Source organism: Stutzerimonas stutzeri, assembly GCF_002890915.1.
GTDB lineage: Bacteria > Pseudomonadota > Gammaproteobacteria > Pseudomonadales > Pseudomonadaceae > Stutzerimonas > Stutzerimonas stutzeri_AF.
Genome location: NZ_POUT01000005.1, coordinates 269,878 through 287,234, shown reverse-complemented (window position 1 = coordinate 287,234; position 17,357 = coordinate 269,878). Strand labels below are relative to the sequence as shown.

The 17,357-nt window shown below is 65.8% G+C and carries 16 protein-coding genes, 1 tRNA gene and 1 pseudogene; 5 read left to right on the top strand and 13 right to left on the bottom strand.

Annotation, left to right across the window (positions count from 1 at the left end):
- Positions 1-23: 23 nt before the first annotated feature.
- The 13 genes and pseudogenes from CXK94_RS11705 to CXK94_RS11645 all read right to left on the bottom strand — a co-directional run bounded on the left by CXK94_RS11705 (position 24) and on the right by CXK94_RS11645 (position 13,118).
- Entirely contained in the window at positions 24-1,358 is a 1,335-nt protein-coding gene (locus CXK94_RS11705) for a DUF927 domain-containing protein (protein WP_258005945.1), read from the bottom strand.
- A pseudogene (locus tag CXK94_RS11700) lies at positions 1,355-1,879 on the bottom strand (toprim domain-containing protein); the annotation flags it as partial. The pseudogene CXK94_RS11700 and the gene CXK94_RS11705, both read right to left, overlap by 4 nt.
- Entirely contained in the window at positions 1,849-2,562 is a 714-nt protein-coding gene (locus CXK94_RS22275) for a hypothetical protein (protein ID WP_146032310.1), read from the bottom strand. The pseudogene CXK94_RS11700 and the gene CXK94_RS22275, both read right to left, overlap by 31 nt.
- A gap of 99 nt (positions 2,563-2,661) precedes the next feature.
- The gene (locus CXK94_RS11690; RefSeq protein WP_037041529.1) at positions 2,662-3,888 is read right to left on the bottom strand and encodes a tyrosine-type recombinase/integrase; all 1,227 of its coding nucleotides are present in this window, start codon (positions 3,886-3,888) and stop codon (positions 2,662-2,664) included.
- A 173-nt stretch (positions 3,889-4,061) separates the two neighbouring features.
- A tRNA-Phe gene (locus tag CXK94_RS11685) sits at positions 4,062-4,137 on the bottom strand.
- A gap of 103 nt (positions 4,138-4,240) precedes the next feature.
- Entirely contained in the window at positions 4,241-4,513 is a 273-nt protein-coding gene (locus CXK94_RS11680) for an oxidative damage protection protein (RefSeq protein WP_037041531.1), read from the bottom strand.
- Positions 4,510-5,577, bottom strand: a complete 1,068-nt coding sequence (mutY, locus tag CXK94_RS11675; protein ID WP_102894467.1) for an A/G-specific adenine glycosylase — start codon at positions 5,575-5,577, stop codon at positions 4,510-4,512. Before mutY ends, CXK94_RS11680 begins: the two co-directional genes overlap by 4 nt.
- Positions 5,574-7,802: an AsmA family protein gene (locus tag CXK94_RS11670; protein WP_102894466.1), complete on the bottom strand. Its 2,229-nt coding sequence runs from the start codon at positions 7,800-7,802 to the stop codon at positions 5,574-5,576. The genes mutY and CXK94_RS11670 overlap by 4 nt, the downstream gene beginning before the upstream one ends.
- 144 nt (positions 7,803-7,946) lie before the next feature.
- Complete coding sequence (locus CXK94_RS11665; RefSeq protein ID WP_102894465.1) at positions 7,947-8,345, bottom strand: acetyl-CoA sensor PanZ family protein; 399 nt, start codon at positions 8,343-8,345, stop codon at positions 7,947-7,949.
- 87 nt (positions 8,346-8,432) lie between these two features.
- Positions 8,433-9,215 (bottom strand): ABC transporter ATP-binding protein, encoded by a 783-nt coding sequence (locus tag CXK94_RS11660; RefSeq protein ID WP_102894464.1) that lies wholly within the window; start codon positions 9,213-9,215, stop codon positions 8,433-8,435.
- Positions 9,216-9,226: 11 nt separating this feature from the next.
- Positions 9,227-10,096, bottom strand: a complete 870-nt coding sequence (gene ntrB / locus CXK94_RS11655; protein WP_102894463.1) for a nitrate ABC transporter permease — start codon at positions 10,094-10,096, stop codon at positions 9,227-9,229.
- 26 nt (positions 10,097-10,122) lie between these two features.
- Positions 10,123-11,454 carry a CmpA/NrtA family ABC transporter substrate-binding protein gene (locus tag CXK94_RS11650; protein ID WP_102894462.1) on the bottom strand — a complete coding sequence of 444 codons (1,332 nt, stop codon included), beginning with the start codon at positions 11,452-11,454 and terminating at the stop codon, positions 10,123-10,125.
- 356 nt (positions 11,455-11,810) lie between these two features.
- Positions 11,811-13,118, bottom strand: coding sequence for a nitrate regulatory protein (locus CXK94_RS11645; protein ID WP_102894474.1), 1,308 nt, complete (start codon positions 13,116-13,118; stop codon positions 11,811-11,813).
- 129 nt (positions 13,119-13,247) lie between these two features.
- Here CXK94_RS11645 and hisB point away from each other — a divergent pair, with 129 nt between their 5' ends.
- The 5 genes from hisB to CXK94_RS11620 all read left to right on the top strand — a co-directional run bounded on the left by hisB (position 13,248) and on the right by CXK94_RS11620 (position 17,134).
- Positions 13,248-13,841, top strand: a complete 594-nt coding sequence (gene hisB / locus CXK94_RS11640; protein WP_037042875.1) for an imidazoleglycerol-phosphate dehydratase HisB — start codon at positions 13,248-13,250, stop codon at positions 13,839-13,841.
- Positions 13,841-14,479 (top strand): imidazole glycerol phosphate synthase subunit HisH, encoded by a 639-nt coding sequence (gene hisH / locus CXK94_RS11635; RefSeq protein ID WP_037042878.1) that lies wholly within the window; start codon positions 13,841-13,843, stop codon positions 14,477-14,479. Before hisB ends, hisH begins: the two co-directional genes overlap by 1 nt.
- Before the next feature lie 98 nt (positions 14,480-14,577).
- Positions 14,578-15,321 (top strand): 1-(5-phosphoribosyl)-5-[(5-phosphoribosylamino)methylideneamino]imidazole-4-carboxamide isomerase, encoded by a 744-nt coding sequence (hisA, locus tag CXK94_RS11630; RefSeq protein WP_102894461.1) that lies wholly within the window; start codon positions 14,578-14,580, stop codon positions 15,319-15,321.
- 95 nt (positions 15,322-15,416) lie between these two features.
- On the top strand, positions 15,417-16,187 hold the full coding sequence (gene hisF, locus CXK94_RS11625; protein ID WP_037042883.1) for an imidazole glycerol phosphate synthase subunit HisF: 771 nt from the start codon (positions 15,417-15,419) through the stop codon (positions 16,185-16,187).
- Between the two features lie 197 nt (positions 16,188-16,384).
- Entirely contained in the window at positions 16,385-17,134 is a 750-nt protein-coding gene (locus CXK94_RS11620; protein ID WP_037042886.1) for a substrate-binding periplasmic protein, read from the top strand.
- Positions 17,135-17,357 lie beyond the last annotated feature (223 nt).

Genomic DNA, 17,357 nt, shown 5'->3' with positions numbered 1-17,357 from the left:
CCGTAATAGTCTCGCACTGATTTTTATGCGTGCAGCGTGTGATACAGAGTAGGCGTGCAGCATGTGATACAGCCTACCCGTGCACCATGTGATACAGCTTCGGAAGATGACTTGGCTGGACGCTTACGTTGCGCCAGCAGCGCGGGCAAATCGTCCTGCTCGCCAAGCTCCAGCAGCTTGCGGATGAACTGCGGCCCCGCGTGCCCGTAGTGCGTCACGCTGGCGCGCTGGATCGCGTCGGAGAACTCCCGGCCCCCGGTCATGCCGTGCAAGTTGTCCCAGGCGCCGAAAGCGCGGCGGGCGGGTATATCCAGCAGGCGGATTTCCTGCCCGGCCCGGCTGCGCTTGCCGCCTTCAGCCATCAGCGCCGATAGCCCCAGCTCGCCGGATGAAAACAGCATGACGCGCCAGCGCTTCGCAGCCCGTGCCGAACCGTTGCGGGTGGCTCTGGCCTTGCCGGTGCCGTTCGCCATTGCATAGACCACAGCGCCGATTTCCCGTGGGTCGGCCTCGCTCTCATCCAGCGCCAGCAGCGTGTCATTGCGTTGGCTGGCGATGCCTTCCAGCCCGTTGCCAGTAGCGCGCCAAGTACGCTTGAAGTCCTCACCGTGCCCCCATACCGATGCCCCGGCCAGAATGGCGGAACTCTTGCCCGTGCTGGAATCACCGACGATATGAAAGCCCCCGCCTTGCCGTTGGACGTGGTATAGCAGCGGCCCGGCAAGCGATGCGCACACGCTCAGCACTAGCAGCGGGTTGCCCTCGCACTTGGCGCCGATGCTGTCTTGCCAGCCTTCCAGCGTTCCGCCTTGGCGGTAGTCGTCACCGTTGGCGGCTTCGCTCTGGAATATCGCTTTACCCTTGCCGATGTTCTGGCGCGGCATGATGAAAAGCTCGCGGGTGTGCCAGCCGGTAGACGTGGCCGCTATCACGCGGTCTTTCGGGTATTGCGCGGCGATGTACTGGCAGACCTTGGCGCGGCGCTGGTAATCAATGTCCAGGCCCATGCCCAGCAGAACGGACAGGATCGAATCGGGCTTGCCCGCCAATAGCTCGTTGGGCATTGCCCAGGTCAGTTCGCGGCGGTCGGCGTTGCGGAATCGCAGCAGGCGCCCGTAATCGCCGTCCTGGCCTTCGTTGCGGGTGACGGCTTCGACATGCAAAGGCCCGCACAGCCATTCATCGAACGGCAGATACTCGCCGCTTTGCTTGTCCAGGCTTTGCCCGTGATACCAGACGCCGGGGCGCAGCTTCACGCCGTCCAGTGTGATGGTGTGTTCATACACTCGGTAACAGGGGCGCTCGATGGCTGGCGCGACGGCTTCCGGCACAATCGGGGTGACGATGGCTGCGCTCATTGTGCGGCCCTCCAGTTGGCTAGATCGTTGAAGTCCGATAGATCAATCGGCGCATCAGCGGGAAATGGTGGCAGCACCAGCCCACAGCCCAGCACGGCGGCGGCTTGGGTGGCTGCGGCGCGTCCGGGGTTGCCTTCGGTCTGGCGGTCGTCGTCACCCGCGATAATCAGCGGGTTGTCGGGGTAGTGCCGTCGGAGCTGGCGCCCGACTTCCAGCAGGTTGCCCGCATTCATGGCGCAGGCCACGGCGGCGCCGGTTTCGGCATGGATGGTTGCCCCGGTTGCCCAGCCTTCGCAGACGTACAGCGGCTGGCCTGGCTCCAGTGTGCCGATGGGCGAATAGGCACCCTTTACCCGGCCTCCAGATAGGAAACGCTTACTGCCGTCCGCTGCGATGCGTTGCAGGTTGCACAGGTAGCCATCGGCGTACAGCGGCACCAGCAGAACGTCACGGCGTTGGCGCAAGCGATGCGGGGCAATGCGCTTGCGGGTCAGGTAGGGGTGTTCAGGGGCAGCGTTGCGATGATTTGCTCGGTGCTCTTGCGCTCACTGGGATGAAGCGGTTTTCTTGTTTGGCTGTCATCTTCGTTCAACGCTGCCATAGCGAATGGAGTCAGAGAAAATTCGCCGCTCTCTGTTTGCAAGCCGCAAAGCCTATCTGCTATCGGCCAGCTAAATCGGGGGCTCGGTGAAAAATTCACCTGCAATGGGCGAAAGATCTGCGCCGGAGGCGGAAGTGCATCGTTATTCGCCAAGTCTGCAAGGCGGCGGACCTCTTCATATGCGTAGAAGTACGTTTCAATATCGTCTGTCGCTATTGATTTGAGATCTTCAAGTTCGAACTCTAGCTTTATCGACTCGGACTCAATCTCTGAGGGGCGCTCAATGAAGAAGAACAGCTCCTCTCCATTTGTTCCGTCCACCAAGCAAGCTTCCACGCCATCAAAAATAGAGTACCGACCGGACAAGATGCCGATTCGGCTTTCAGCCTGTGGTGATGCTTTTCCGTTCGAAAAAAGGCATTTGACCGACTCTAGGTCAAAGCCAACCACTCGGGTGCCGTGGCACAGAATCGGCGTAAGGTAGCAGCGCTCCCAAAGCTCACGAACCGTGCCTGCGCTCACTGCTTCGCCTGTCAGGCGGGTTAGCAGGGTTGATGTTTCCTCGGTCGTTAGGACGGGTTTGAATTTTGCGAACTTGCTCACCGTGACACCCTCCCAGGCGCCCCACTTCCTGAATAAATCGGCTGGTCAGGCGGGTGGGAAGTCCGCTTTTCGCTCCGTCGAGCTAGGCCAGCCAAACCGTTAAGCCTTGCGCTTGATGCTCACCACGTTGGCGCCGCCGCATTGCGCGTCTATCGAATCAGCCCAGGCTTGCATCATTTCCCGGCGCTGCTCCAGGTAGGTGGCGTGGTTGTAGGTATCGCGGATTTCGTCGTTGTCGCCGTGGGCTAGCTGGCGCTCGATCCAGTCGCGGTTATAGCCGCGCCCGTTGAGTTCGGTGCTCAGCAGGTGGCGGAAGCCGTGGCCGGTCTGGCGGCCTTCGTAGCCCATCAGGCGCAGCGCCTTGTTTATCGTGTTCTCCGACATTGGCCGGTCTGGGTTCTGCTGCCCGGCAAACACTAGCGGGTAATCGCCCGTGATTTCCTTGAGCTGGCGCAGGATGGCGACGGCTTGGCGGGGCAAGGGCACCACATGCGGGCGGCGGGCTTTCATACGCGCTTTCGGAATGGTCCAGGTCGCGCCGTCTAGATCGAACTCCGACCACGGCGCCTGGCGCAGCTCACCAGGGCGAACGGCGGTCAGCACCAGCAAGCGGATGGCGCAGCGGGTCAGCGTGTTGAGCGTGGTCGATTCGATCTTGCCCAGCAGCTCGGGCAGTTCGGCAAACGCAACGTGCGGATGGTGGCGGGTGGCTTTCGGCGGTGCGGCTACCACGTCCAGATCGGTGGCCGGGTTGGCTTCGACTACGCCTTTCGCCAGCCCGAAGCGGAATATCTGGTGTAGCCATTGGCGGATTTTGCCGGCGGCATTCAGCGTGCCCCGCGCTTCGACCTTGCGCACCAGCTCCACCAGTTCGGGGCGGGTGATCGCCTTTACCGGACGGCTACCGATGCCGGGTATCAGGTCGTTTTCCATGTACAGCTTCGCCTTGTAGGCGGTGCTTTCGGCCCAGCGTGGCGAGTTGTAGGCGTACCACTCCCGCGCCAGCGTCTCGAATGTCACGCCATCGGCCCGTTGCGCTTGTTTAGCGGCCTTTTTCTCTGCGCCGGGGTCAACCCCTTGGGCTAGCAGCTCGCGTGCGTCTGTGCGCTTCTGGCGGGCCTTCACCAATGTCAGGGCGGGATAGGGGCCAAACGACAACGGGGTCATCTCTTTTCCGTTGAAACGGTATTTGAAGCGCCACAGCTTTGAGCCGGTCGGCTTCACGTCCAGGTACAGCCCCTGGCCGTCAGTCAGCTTGAAAGTCTTTTCTTTCGGCTTTGCTGCCTTGATCGCTGAATCAGTCAGCGGCGTGACTTTGCGGGGCATAGGGCACCTTCGTAGGGACGTCGCAGTGACCGAACTGGCGACGTCCCAAAGAATGCCCCTAAAGATTCGGGCTTACAAGGGAAGGGTAGGGAATTACAGACAACAAAAAACCCGCACGGGGCGGGCTTCTTGTGGGCTTTCGGGTGGTTTTGGCACCACCTGAAAACGAAAGGTGGTGCCCAGGGACGGAATCGAACCGCCGACACGGGGATTTTCAATCCCCTGCTCTACCGACTGAGCTACCTGGGCAACGGGGCGCTATTAGACGGATTTGGCTTTTGCCTGTCAAGCGCGCTCCGGAAAAATATTTAATCCGGACGGGCGCTTAGCGTTCCAGGCGTGTCTCGATGGCTCATTCGCTCGGTGGCACGTAACCCTCGGCCTGGGCGTATTCCTCGCCGGAGAAGAACTTGTCCATCTCGCCCTGGAGGAACTTGCGGTCCTCGGCGTTCATCATGTTCAGTCGGCGCTCGTTGATCAGCATGGTCTGGTGCTTCTGCCAGTCTTCCCAGGCCTTTCTGGAGACGTTGTTGTAGATGTCCTCGCCCTTCGGGCCGGGGTAGGGCGGGCGGTCGAGGCCGGGGAGTTCTTCGTTGTACTTGCGGCAATGCACGGTGCGGGTCATGGGGTTTCTCCTGCATGCAATTCAGCGGCGGCGCGCTTGAGCAGTTTCTTCACCGGCGCGGCGAGGCCGAGGCGCGGTGGGGTGGCGAGGTTATACCAGAGCCAGTCGGCCTCGGCCACGCTGCCTGGCGCGGACGTGACCCTGATCAGCCAGGGTTCGATGGCCAACTGGAAATGGCTGAAGGTATGGACCAGGCCGGGAAGTTCGCGGCGCTCCTCGAGCTGCAGGGCGTGGCGCTCGGCCAGCGGGTCGAGGGCGGCCAGGTCGTCCAGTTCCGGCAGGCTCCAGAGCCCGCCCCAGAGGCCGCTGGACGGCCGCCGGTAGAGCAGGATGTCGCCTTCGCGGTTGGCCAGCAGCGGCATCAGGGTGCGCTTCTGCGGCAGCGCCTTGCGCGGCTTGGGGTGCGGGAAATCGGTCTCGCGGCCGAGCAGGTGGGCGCGGCAGCCTTCCTTCAGCGGGCAGAGCAGGCAGCTCGGCTTGCTGCGGGTGCAGAGCGTGGCGCCGAGGTCCATCATCGCTTGGGTGTAGTGGTTGACCCGTTCCTGCGGGGTGAAGCGTTCGGCGATTTCCCACAGCTGGCGGGCCACCTTCGGCTCGCCGGGATAGCCGGCCTGGGCGACGTAGCGCGCCAGCACGCGCTTGACGTTGCCGTCGAGGATCGGCGCGCGCAGGCCCATGCTCAGGCTGGCGATGGCGCCGGCGGTGGAGCGGCCGATGCCGGGCAATTCGGCGAGTTTTTCCACATCCTGCGGGAATACGCCGCCATGTTCGGCGACGATCAGCCGGGCGGTCTTGTGCAGGTTACGCGCCCGGCTGTAGTAGCCGAGGCCGGTCCACAGGTGCAGCACTTCGTCTTCCGCGGCGGCGGCCAGCGCCTCGACGTCGGGCAGCGCGGCCATGAAACGGTCGAAATAGCCGAGCACGGTGCCGACCTGGGTCTGCTGCAGCATGATCTCCGAGACCCAGACCCGGTAGGGTGTGATGCCCTGCTGCCAAGGCAGGTCCTTGCGGCCGTGGCGGTCGTACCAGGTGAGGACCGCCGTGCCGAACTGCTCCGGGCTCATCGCTTGAACAGGCCCTTGAGGGCGTCCTTGAGGTCAGGGCTGACCTTGTCGCCGAGCTTCTCCTCGATCTTCTCGCTGAGCTTCTCGCCGGCCAGCCTGGCCGCGACCTTGCCCAGTGCGTCGTTGTCGAAGCGGCAGGCCTTGGCGCCCAGCTCCAGCGGGCCGCGGCAGCGCAGCGGCCATTCGATGCCGACGTAGCGCTCGTTGACCTGACAGGCCGGGTCCGGCATGGCGCCCTTGTCGCCTTCGATGACGATGCCGACGCGATAGTCCATGCCCAGCACGCGCAGGTCGACATCGCCGTTGCCGTTGACCGTCAACCCGGGGATGCTGGCCTTGAGGTCGGGGTTGCTGGCCACGCCGTTGCGCAGGGTGAGGTTGCCCTTGAGCTCGCGGAACGGCGTGTCCTTGCTGCGTGGCTCGCTGGACAGCGGCTTGCGGTTGAGCGTGGCGATGGCGCGGCAGAGCTGCTGCTCGAGGTTGGCGTCGACCAGCACGCCGTTGTCGACGATGAAGCCGACCTTGCCGTTGAGGTTGTCGACCCAGGCCTTCTGGCTGTTGCCCTGGGTGCGCAGGTCGCCGTCCAGGTTGAGCAGGCCCTTGACCACCACTTCCTCGCCCTGGCTCTCCAGCAGGCGTTCGGCCGGCACGCCGGTGAGGCGGTTCTGCACGCTGAGCTGCGCTAGCGCCGGACGTGCGTCGAGGCTGGCGGAGGTATCCAGGCGGCCGCCGTACAGACCGCCACGCAGCTCCTGCAGGCTGAGCAGGCCATCGCGGGCGCGGGCCTTGAGGTTGAAGCCATCGAACGGCAGTTTCATCGCGGTCAGGCTGCCGACGGCGAGGCCGATCTCGGCGTCGAGCGTGCGCAGGCGGTCCAGCGGCAGCACGGGGGCATCGCTCCAGGCCTGCTGGGTCGGGCTGCTCGGCAGCGGCGTGGTGCCGCTGCCAACGGCGCTGGCCTGGGTGCTCTTGACCTCGCTCTTGCGCGCTGCACCGGCGGCTTCGTCCTTGGCCGGCGGCGGCAGGTAGCGGTCGAGGTCGAGGCGGTCGCCCTTGAGGTTGACGCGCAGTGCCTGGCGGGTGAAGTCGCTGACGGCGATCTGCCCGGTAAAGGTGCTGTCGTCGAGCTTCAGCGTCAGTTCTTCCAGCGCCAGGCTGTTCTGCGTGCCGCTCAGGCGGCTGACCAGCTCGGCCTTGCCCAGCGCGTTGCCGTCGGCCATCGCCGGCAGCTCCTGGCCGGCGCTCTGGAGGAATTCGCGCAGGTTGAACTGTGCCACGGTCAGCGCACCGCTGAGCTTGGGTTCGCTGTCGAGGTCGCGTGCCTTCAGTTCGCCGAGGCCGCGCAACTGGTTGGCGGTGAACTTGAGGCTGTTCCACTCGGCGATCTGCGCGGCGAGGTCGACCAGCAGCTGGCCCTGGGCGCTGAAGCTCAGGGTCTTGCCCTGCAGCGGCTCGCCCGAGGCTTCGCCGGACAGGCGCATGTCCTCGAACTGGTAGCGCTTGAGCTGGTTGTCGAAACGCAGCGCGCCCTGCAGTTCGGTACGCGCGCGCATCACCGGCTGGTTGCTGCCGAAGAAGGCGCTGAGCTTGAGCGGGATGGCGCTGCCTTCGCGGATCGCGCCGGTGCTCAGCTCGATGCCTTCGGCGCTGAATTGCTGGCCGCTCTGGGCGTCCTGGTAGGTCACCCGGGCATCGCTGACGGTGAGGCTGTCGATGTCCAGCTTGAGCGGCCGGCCGCGTGATGCCGGCGCCCGTGCGCCTTCGTCGGCCTGCGATTCGGCCGGCGCCTGCGGGGCTTCGGCGGGCTGCCCGGCGGGGCTGGTCGGCTGGCCGACGCCTTCCCAGTTGCCGCGGCCCTGCTCATTGCGGCTCAGGGTCAGGTTGAGGCCGTTGACGGTGATGTCGCTCATCTGCACTTCGCGGTGCAGCAGCGGCATCACCCGCACGGAGAGGCCGAGCATGCGCAGGTCGGCGAACGGCTGGTCCGGCGTCTGCACGCTGGCCAGGGTGGTTTCGTGCAGTTCCAGGCCGAGCCAGGGGAACAGGCTCCAGCCGATGTCGCCGCCGATGTTCAGTTCGAGACCGGCCTTGCTGCGGGCGAGGTCGCGGATCTCGTCCTTGTAGTCGTTGGGATCGAAGAGGTGGGTCAGGGCGAAGCCCGCTGCCACGACGATCAGCAACAGCCCGAGAATGACCAGACCCAGGATTTTGCCGAGCGATTTCATGGACGAATCCTTGTAGATGAGCGATCTGAAAAGTGCCGAGTATAGCCCTGTGCCATTGGCATGTTCGATGGACGGTCGGCTTTGGAGTGGCGGCGTGGGTGCCGGTTCCGCAAGCGCGGCCGCCGGGGCGACGGGCTGGCGGGCTCAGAGCGGGTCGAGCGGCAGGTGCGTGCGCGCGGCCAGGGCACGGGCTTCCAGATGGTCCGGCGGCGCGGCCAGGTGCAACGGCTTGCCGGCCGCGCCCGCCAGGCGCTGGCTTTCCTCCAGCAGGCGGCGGCCGACGCCGCGCTTGCGGGTGAGCTTGCGCACGCACAGGTGCGACAGATGCCAGGTGCCGTCGCCGCGCCGCAGCAGGGCGGCGCCGAGCAGGCGGTCGTTGAAGCGTCCGGCGATCAGGCTGCCATCGGTCAGCGCCGCTTCGATCAGCGCCTCGGCACTGGCATGGGGTTCCAGCAGCCAGGCGGGGGCATCGGCGTAGATCTTCGCCAGGTCGCTGCGATCCTGCGCACTGGGCTGGGTGATGGATTCGACGTAGACGGGCATGGTGACCTTGCGGCGGCTGGGCGGAATGCCGCAAGGATACCCGCGAACATCCGCCGCCGCACGGGGGCGATGGCGGGGCCCGGCCGTTCACTGCAGGCGATGACGCTCGTGGAGGAAGCTCAGCACCGCGCGGCGGTAGTGGTTGTACTTCGGGTCGTCGGCCAGGGCGATGCGCTCGCGCGGGCGCGGCAGTTTCACGTCGAGAATCTCGCCGATGGTCGCCGAGGGGCCATTGGTCATCATCACGATGCGGTCGGAGAGCAGCACCGCTTCGTCGACGTCGTGGGTGATCATCATCATGGTGTTGCCCAGCTCCTTCTGGATCTTCATCACCTCGTCCTGCAGGTGCGCGCGGGTCAGCGCATCCAGCGCGCCGAACGGCTCGTCGAGCAGCAGCACCTTGGGCTTCATCGCCAGCGCGCGGGCGATGCCGACGCGCTGCTTCATGCCGCCGGAGATTTCCTGCGGGTACTTGTTCAGCGCATGGCCCATGTTCACCAGGCCGAGGTTGTGCTCGATCCACTCGCGGCGCTCGGTGCGGTTCATGCTGCGCTTGAACAGCTTGTTCACCGCCACCTCGACGTTCTCGTAGACGGTCAGCCAGGGCAGCAGCGAATGGTTCTGGAACACCATGCTGCGGTCCGGGCCCGGCCCGCGCACTTCCTTGCCGTCGAGAATCACCCCGCCGAGGCTGGGCTCCAGCAGCCCGGCGATGATGTTCAGCACCGTCGACTTGCCACAGCCGGAGTGGCCGATGATGGAGATGAACTCGCCCTTGGCGATGTTCAGGTTGATGTCCTTGAGCACCTGCGAGGCGAGGTTGCCGCGCACGAAACTCTTGTCCAGGTGTTCGATGGAGAGATAGCTCATGGCGTTGCTCCTCAGTTGGCCGGAATGCCGCGAGTGATGCGCTGGCCGACGAAGGCCACCAGGCGATCGAGCACGAAGCCGACCACGCCGATGTAGACGAGCGCGAGGATGATGTCGCTGATGCGCGAGGCGTTCCACGCATCCCAGATGAAGAAGCCGATGCCGACGCCGCCGATGAGCATCTCCGCGGCAATGATCGCCAGCCACGACAGCCCGACGCCGATGCGCAGGCCCGTGAAGATGTAGGGTGCGGCAGCCGGCAGCATGATGGTCTTGAAGTATTCGAAGCCATTGAGCTGCAGCACCTGGGCGACGTTGCGGTAGTCCTGCGGGATGTTGCGGATGCCCACCGCGGTATTGATGATGATCGGCCAGATCGCAGTGATGAAGATGACGAACAGCGCCGAGGGATGGCTGTCCTGGAAGCCCGCCAGCGACAGCGGCAGCCAGGCCAGTGGCGGCACCGTGCGCAGCACCTGGAAGATCGGATCGAGGCCGCGCATGGCCCAGTCCGACTGGCCGATCAGCACGCCGAGGCCGACCCCGGCGACCACCGCCAGCAGATAGCCGACCGCGACCCGCTCGAGGCTGGCCAGCAGTTGCCAGGCCAGGCCCACGTCATTGCCACCGTTGTCGTAGAACGGATCGACGATCAGCTCCCAGGTTTCCGCGATCACCTGCGAAGGCGGTGGCAGCGCGGCATCGGCACCGGAGCAGAGCATCTCCCAGATCACCCCGAGCACCAGCAGGATGACCAGGGATGGCACCAGCTGCTGCACCGCGTAGCGGCCGCTACGCTGCATCAGTGCAGCGGCTCTGGATGGGCGGACAATGGACACCGGCTCGGTGCTGGCGGGCTGCAGTTTGACGTTGGCATTCATGGGCTTTTCCTCGCGGGTTGCGGCTATCAGGCCATGGCCTTGATGGTCAGGCTGTCCAGGTAGGCTTGCGGGTTCTCGGGGTCGAACAGCTTGCCGTCGAAGAACTTCTCCACGCCGCGGGAGGTGGAGGTCGGGATCAGCTCGGCGGGCAGGTTCAGCTCGCCGGCGGCGGCGCGCCAGATGTCCTCGCGGTTGACCTTGGCGATCAGCGCCTGGCTGTCGAAGTCGGCCGGCAGGTAGCCCCAGCGCTTGTTCTCGGTGAGGAACCAGAGGTCGTGGCTCTGGAATGGATAGGAGGCGTGGTCGTCCCAGTAGCGCATCTGCTCGGGATGGTTCTCGATGACCTTGCCGGTGCCGTAGGCGAAGTTGCCCTTCATGCGGTCGACGATGTCCTTGTAGGGCGCGCCGATCCACTTGCGTTGCGAGCAGATCTTCGCCACTTCTTCCTTGTTCTCGGCCCTCTCGCAGAACTGTTGGGCTTCCATGATCGCCATGGTCAGCGCCTTGGCCGCGTTGGGGTTGGCCGCCACGTAGTCGCTGCGCAGGGCGAAGGCCTTCTCCGGATGGTTGTGCCACAGCTCGCCGGTGGTGTTGGCGGTGTAGCCGATCTTCTGGTTGATCAGCTGGGCGTTCCACGGCTCGCAGACGCAGAAGGTGTCCATGCTGCCGACCTTCATGTTGGCGACCATCTGCGCCGGCGGCACGACGATGGTGTTGATGTCGGCGTTCGGGTCGATGCCTCCGGCGGCCAGCCAGTAGCGCATCCACAGGTCATGGGTGCCGCCGGGGAAGGTCATCGCTGCGCTGACCTTCTTGCCGCTGGCCTTCTTCGCTTCCAGCGCGGCCTTGAACGGCGTGCTGTCGAGGCCGATCTTCAGGTCGCGATACTCCTCGCCGACCGAGATGCACTGGCCGGCCAGGTTCAGCCGCGCGAGGATCGACATGGCCACCGGCTGGTTGTTCGGCGTGACGGTGCCGGCACTGATCAGGTAGGGCATGGGCGTGAGGATGTGCGCACCGTCGATGCCATTCTTCGCCGCGCCGAGCACCAGGTTGTCGCGGGTGGTGCCCCAGGAAGACTGCTTGAGCACCTCGACCTCGGTCATCCCGTACTTGGCGAAGAAGCCTTTCTCGGCGGCGACGAACAGCGGTGCGGCGTCGGTGAGGGCGATGAAGCCGAGCTTGGCCCTGGTGGTTTCCACGTCACCGCCGGCGGCCCAGGCGGCCGAGCGCATACCCAGGGACATGCCGCCGAACAGGGCGACGCCGCTGGCGGCGAGGATCGAGTGCTTGAGGAAGTTGCGGCGCGAGGCCAGCAGTGGGCTGTTTTGCGCGTCGTTGCTCGGCTTGTCGGTCATGATCGGTTTCCTTGAGGCGAAAAAAAACGGTGTCACGCCGACCGGCTGAGCCGGCAGGCGTGGACACCGTTGTCCTGATGAGGAGTTGTGGAGACCGGCAGAACCAGTCCTGATCAGGCATTAGCGAAAGCTGTGCCAGGATGCCCCGCCCGCTTCGGGCGATTCGCCGCTGGCCGCCGCCCGGAGCGGTCGAGCCCTGAGGAATCAATGACTTGCCCGCGCACCCGGATGGCCTTGCCGCAACGTCACGACAAGGCAGCGGAATGCTTCGCAAGCCTCGCGCAGGGACGGCGGCGGTAGGTGCGATGCACATCCGCGGGGCAGGCGCTGCGCAATAACGGCTGGCGTGCCTGTTTTCAGTGCTTGCTTCGGGGGCGGCGGGGCGCCGGGCTGCCGGGCTGCGCGCTGTCGAGCGCCAGCAGGCGCTGGGCGACCTCTTCCAGGCGCAGGCCCTGGTTCATCGCCGCCTGGCGCAACCAGGCGTAGGCCTCGCTTTCGGTGAAACCCTGCTGGCGCATCAGCTGCTGCTTGGCGCGCTCCACCAGCCGGCGCTCCTCCAGGGCCTGCCGCGCTTCCTGCAGTTCCTCGTGCAGGCCCTGCAGGCGCAAGGTCTGGGTCTGCAGCAGCTCGAGGATGGAGCGCGTGACCATGGCGGTCATGCCGTCCTGCGGTGGTGCGTCGAGGTCGCTGGCCTGCACGCTGAACAGCTTCGCCTGTTCGGCCGCGGCGTGCATGTCGGCGATGCCGTCGAGCAGCCGGCGGTGGCTGTGCAGGTCGCTGCGAATGCGCTCGATGCTCTGCCGGCAGCACTGCAGCAGGTCCTGTTCGAGGCGCGTCTCGACCTCCTTCATCGCGTCGATGCGGCGGGTGTGCAGCTCGAACCAGAGCTCGCCCAGCTGCGGATCGACCCCGGCATCCTCCCGGGTCCGCCGGGCGACATCGCGTAGGCGGCAGGCCTGGGCATCGATGTCGCTGCCGCGCAGCGCCAGCCAGAGCGCCTGCGCCGCCGGGCTGGCGAAGCGCTCGAAGGTGGCGAAGCAGCGCTGCTGGCCTTCGAGCAACTGCTCCAGGCGTTCGAGCATGTCGTCGCGAAAATAGCCGCTGGCGAACCCGGCGACGCCTAGCGCGCGCTCCTGGCCGGCCAGTTCCTTGCCCTGCATGAAGTTGAACAGCGCCACCAGGCAGCGGGTGATGTCCGGGTCGGCGGCGGTATCGGCGGCCTCGAATACCACGGCCAGCAGCCCGCCGATCAGGCGTACCAGGGTGGCGGTGGCGTCCTGCATGCCGATGGCGTGCTCGCGGATACGCCGACGCAGGGCCGGCAGTTCGTCCAGGCTGTGCAGGGCATAGGCGATGCGGGTGAACAGCCGGGTCCTGTCCGCCGAGCCGACGGCCTCCAGGTCGATGCGTTCGAGGTCCTGGCGCACCTCGCGTTCCAGCGCCTGGGCCTCCAGCGTCAGGCGGTCGAGCTGCTGGCGCTGGTGCGCGGCGTTGCCGCCCAGGTAGATGTTCGAATAGCCGCGTTCCTTCTGCAGCGCGTGCACCAGCTGGCTGATGCGGGTGACCAGCTCGCAGGTGCGCGCCAGGTCTTCCAGGCCCAGCAGTTCGCTGCGCCGGGCCGCCAGCATGAAGCGCAGGGTGGCGGGCATCTTTCGTCCGGGCATGCGCTGCACCTTGGTTGGCAAATGCGAGGGCGCCTGCAAGATGCAGTCCAGCCGTCCGGCGCGTATCCCCGCTGCGGCGTTTGCGCCTATAATGAGCCCCTTTTCGCCCCACGATAAGCGGAGCTGTTGATGTCCGAACGTACGGCTTGCGTAGAGCGCAACACCCTGGAAACCCAGGTCAAGGCCACCATCAATCTGGATGGCACCGGCAAGGCGCGCTTCGCCATCGGCGTGCCCTTCCTCGAGCACATGCTCGACCAGATCGCCCGCCACGGCCTGATCGACCTGGATATCGAGTGCAACGGCGACCTGCACATCGACGACCACCACACCGTCGAGGACGTCGGCATCACCCTCGGCCAGGCCTTCGCCAAGGCCCTGGGCGACAAGAAGGGCATCGTCCGCTACGGCCACTCCTACGTGCCGCTGGACGAGGCGCTGTCGCGTGTGGTGATCGACTTCTCCGGGCGTCCCGGGCTGACCATGAACGTGCCCTACACCCGCGCGGTGGTCGGCAAGTTCGACGTCGACCTGTTCCAGGAATTCTTCCAGGGCTTCGTCAACCACGCGCTGGTGACCCTGCACATCGACAACCTGCGCGGCATCAACACCCACCACCAGATCGAGACGGTGTTCAAGGCCTTCGGCCGCGCGCTGCGCATGGCGGTCGAGCGCGACCCGCGCATGGCCGGGCAGATGCCGTCGACCAAAGGGTGCCTGTGATGCAGACCGTCGCCGTCATCGACTACGGCATGGGCAACCTGCACTCGGTGGCCAAGGCCCTCGAGCACGTCGGCGCCGGCAGGGTGCTGGTGACCAGCGATGCCCAGGTCATCCGCGAGGCCGACCGGGTGGTGTTTCCCGGCGTCGGCGCGATCCGCGACTGCATGGCCGAGATCCGCCGGCTGGGCTTCGACGAGCTGGTCCGCGAGGTCAGCGTCGACCGGCCGTTCCTCGGCATCTGCGTCGGCATGCAGGCGCTGCTGGAGCGCAGCGAGGAGAACGACGGCGTCGACTGCATCGGCCTGTTCCCCGGCCAGGTGCGTTTCTTCGGCAAGGACCTGGTTGAGGACGGCGAGCACCTCAAGGTGCCGCACATGGGCTGGAACGAGGTCAGGCAGGCGGTGGACCATCCGCTCTGGCACGCCATCCCGGACAACGGCCGTTTCTACTTCGTGCACAGCTACTACGTCGAGGCCGGCAACCCGCGCCACGTCGTCGGACGCGGCCACTACGGCAAGGACTTCGCCGCGGCGCTGGCCGACGGTTCGCGCTTCGCCGTGCAGTTCCACCCGGAGAAGAGCCATACCCACGGCCTGCAGTTGCTGCAGAACTTCGCCGCCTGGGATGGGCGCTGGTAAGAAATCCCACGGTGGAAAACGCTGCGCGGTTTTCCACCCTACGCTGAATTCGCCTGTGCCTGCTGCCGTCAGCGGGCCGGGCCAGAGGAAGTCTCAAGATGCTGATCATCCCCGCTATCGATCTCAAGGACGGCGCCTGCGTGCGTCTGCGCCAAGGCCTGATGGACGACGCCACGGTATTCTCCGACGACCCGGTGGCGATGGCCGCCAAATGGGTCCAGGCCGGCTGCCGCCGCCTGCATCTGGTCGACCTCAACGGGGCCTTCGAAGGCCAGCCGGTCAACGGCGAAGTGGTCACCGCCATTGCCAAGCGTTACCCGGACCTGCCGATCCAGATCGGCGGCGGTATCCGCTCGCTGGAGACCATCGAGCACTACGTGCGCGCCGGGGTCAGCTACGTGATCATCGGCACCAAGGCGGTCAAGCAGCCGGAATTCGTCGCCGAGGCCTGCCGCGCCTTCCCCGGCAAGGTGATCGTCGGCCTGGACGCCAAGGACGGCTTCGTCGCCACCGACGGCTGGGCCGAGGTCAGCAGCGTGCAGGCGACCGACCTGGCACGCCGCTTCGAGGCCGACGGCGTCTCGGCGATCGTCTATACCGACATCGCCAAGGACGGCATGATGCAGGGCTGCAACGTCGAGGCCACCGTGGCTCTGGCCAACGCCAGCCGCATCCCGGTGATCGCCTCCGGCGGCATCCACAACATCGGCGACATCCAGAAGCTGCTGGATACCAATAATCCCGGCATCATCGGCGCCATCACCGGCCGCGCGATCTACGAAGGCACGCTGGACGTGGCCGAGGCGCAGGCGCTCTGCGACCTGAAGCTGAAAGAGGAATAAGCCGTAGGGTGGACAACGCTTCGCTTGTCCACCATGCGTCCGGTGACCCGGTGGACAACGCTGCGCGGTTGTCCACCCTACGAGAGAGATCGACCATGGCCCTGGCCAAACGCATCATTCCCTGCCTCGACGTGGACAACGGCCGCGTGGTCAAGGGCGTCCAGTTCGAAAACATCCGCGACGCCGGCGACCCGGTGGAGATCGCCCGTCGCTACGACGAGCAGGGTGCCGACGAGATCACCTTCCTCGACATCACCGCCAGCGTCGACGACCGCGCCACCACGTTGCATACCGTCGAACGCATGGCCAGCCAGGTGTTCATCCCGCTGACGGTGGGTGGGGGCGTGAGGACCGTGCAGGATATCCGCAACCTGCTCAACGCCGGCGCCGACAAGGTCTCGATCAACACCGCCGCGGTGTTCAACCCGGAATTCGTCGGCGAGGCCGCGCAGCGCTTCGGCTCGCAGTGCATCGTCGTCGCCATCGACGCCAAGAAGGTGTCCGCGCCGGGCGAGACGCCGCGCTGGGAAATCTTCACCCACGGCGGGCGCAAGCCCACCGGGCTGGATGCGGTGGCCTGGGCGCAGAAGATGGAGGCGCTCGGCGCTGGCGAGATCCTGCTCACCAGCATGGACCAGGACGGTGTCAAGAGCGGCTACGACCTGGGCGTCACCCGTGCCATCAGCGAGTCGGTGGGCATCCCGGTGATCGCCTCCGGCGGTGTCGGCAACCTGCAGCACCTGGCCGACGGCATCATCGAAGGCAAGGCCGACGCGGTGCTCGCGGCGAGCATCTTCCACTTCGGCGAGTACACCGTGCCCGAGGCCAAGGCCTACCTGGCCGCACGCGGTATCGTGATGCGCTGAGAACCGGTTCACGTTCTGCGGCGTGGCGACCCTGCTACGCCGATAACCGGCAGTAAACTCCATATCCTCACCTGCGCGATCCGCTAGCGCCCGGCTCTCGAGCGCCGGCGCGGCGCGATGCTGATCGGAAGGAATTCGATCGCTACCCATGGACACATCCGCCGGACCCAGCGGATGCGGCTTTACGAGGATCAATCATGTCCAGAATCCCGACCTTCATCTTGGCGGCGGCGCTGCTGCTCGGCGGCGCCCTGGCGCATGCCCAGGCACCGGCGAAGATCGACCTGCTGACGGAGAACTTCCCGCCCTACAACATGGCGCTGGACGGCAAGAACTTCGCCCGTGACGAGAATATCGGCGGCATCGCGGCGGATATCGTGCGCGAGATGTTCGCGCGCGCCGGCGTGGACTACAGCCTGACGCTGCGCTTCCCCTGGGAACGCATCTACGGCATGGCGCTGGAGAATCCGGGCTACGGTGTTTTCGTCACCGCCCGGCTGCCCGAGCGCGAGGCGCTGTTCAAGTGGGTCGGCCCCATCGGCCCGGACGACTGGGTGCTGCTGGCCCGCGGCGACAGCCCTATCAGCCTGACCAGCCTGGAACAGGCCCGCCAGTACAGTATCGGCGCCTACAAGGGCGATGCCATCGCCGAACACCTGGCCGGCCAGGGGCTGCAGCCGGTGCTGGCGCTGCGCGACCAGGAGAACGCGAAGAAGCTGATCGACGGCAGGATCGATCTCTGGGCCACCGGCGATCCCGCCGGGCGCTACCTGGCGCGCCAGGAAGGCGTGACCGGGCTCAAGCGCGTGCTGCGCTTCGACAGCGCCGAGCTCTATCTGGCACTGAACCGGCAGGTCGCCGACGAGACGGTGCACAAGCTGCAGCAGGCGCTGGAGCAGATGCGCGCTGACGGCACGGTCGAGGCGATCAACGCGCGCTACCTGTAGCGCCGCGGGCTGTAGGGGCCGGCGTGCCGGCGATTCGTCTCGACGCCGATGATCGCCGGCAAGGACTCGGCGTTCCCCGGGCTCCTACAGACTGTAGGGTGGATAACGCGCAGCTTATCCACCCTGGTCCCATGCAATGGAGCGGTGACGACCTCGAGCAGGCGTTGCGCCGCGCGTGGAAAACGCTTCGCGGTTTTCCACCCTACGGTACCCGCACGGGAAC

Excerpts from the sequence above, each read along its gene's own strand:
- CXK94_RS11620 (WP_037042886.1), top strand. The coding sequence starts at position 16,385 with ATGTCCAGAATCCCGACCTTCATCTTGGCGGCGGCGCTGCTGCTCGGC.
- hisA (WP_102894461.1), top strand. The coding sequence starts at position 14,578 with ATGCTGATCATCCCCGCTATCGATCTCAAGGACGGCGCCTGCGTGCGT.
- CXK94_RS11645 (WP_102894474.1), bottom strand. The coding sequence starts at position 13,118 with ATGCCCGGACGAAAGATGCCCGCCACCCTGCGCTTCATGCTGGCGGCC.
- hisF (WP_037042883.1), top strand. The coding sequence starts at position 15,417 with ATGGCCCTGGCCAAACGCATCATTCCCTGCCTCGACGTGGACAACGGC.
- CXK94_RS11690 (WP_037041529.1), bottom strand. The coding sequence starts at position 3,888 with ATGCCCCGCAAAGTCACGCCGCTGACTGATTCAGCGATCAAGGCAGCA.
- ntrB (WP_102894463.1), bottom strand. The coding sequence starts at position 10,096 with ATGAATGCCAACGTCAAACTGCAGCCCGCCAGCACCGAGCCGGTGTCC.
- CXK94_RS11705 (WP_258005945.1), bottom strand. The coding sequence starts at position 1,358 with ATGAGCGCAGCCATCGTCACCCCGATTGTGCCGGAAGCCGTCGCGCCA.
- CXK94_RS11670 (WP_102894466.1), bottom strand. The coding sequence starts at position 7,802 with ATGAAATCGCTCGGCAAAATCCTGGGTCTGGTCATTCTCGGGCTGTTG.
- CXK94_RS11665 (WP_102894465.1), bottom strand. The coding sequence starts at position 8,345 with ATGCCCGTCTACGTCGAATCCATCACCCAGCCCAGTGCGCAGGATCGC.
- CXK94_RS11680 (WP_037041531.1), bottom strand. The coding sequence starts at position 4,513 with ATGACCCGCACCGTGCATTGCCGCAAGTACAACGAAGAACTCCCCGGC.
- CXK94_RS11650 (WP_102894462.1), bottom strand. The coding sequence starts at position 11,454 with ATGACCGACAAGCCGAGCAACGACGCGCAAAACAGCCCACTGCTGGCC.
- CXK94_RS11660 (WP_102894464.1), bottom strand. The coding sequence starts at position 9,215 with ATGAGCTATCTCTCCATCGAACACCTGGACAAGAGTTTCGTGCGCGGC.
- hisB (WP_037042875.1), top strand. The coding sequence starts at position 13,248 with ATGTCCGAACGTACGGCTTGCGTAGAGCGCAACACCCTGGAAACCCAG.
- hisH (WP_037042878.1), top strand. The coding sequence starts at position 13,841 with ATGCAGACCGTCGCCGTCATCGACTACGGCATGGGCAACCTGCACTCG.
- mutY (WP_102894467.1), bottom strand. The coding sequence starts at position 5,577 with ATGAGCCCGGAGCAGTTCGGCACGGCGGTCCTCACCTGGTACGACCGC.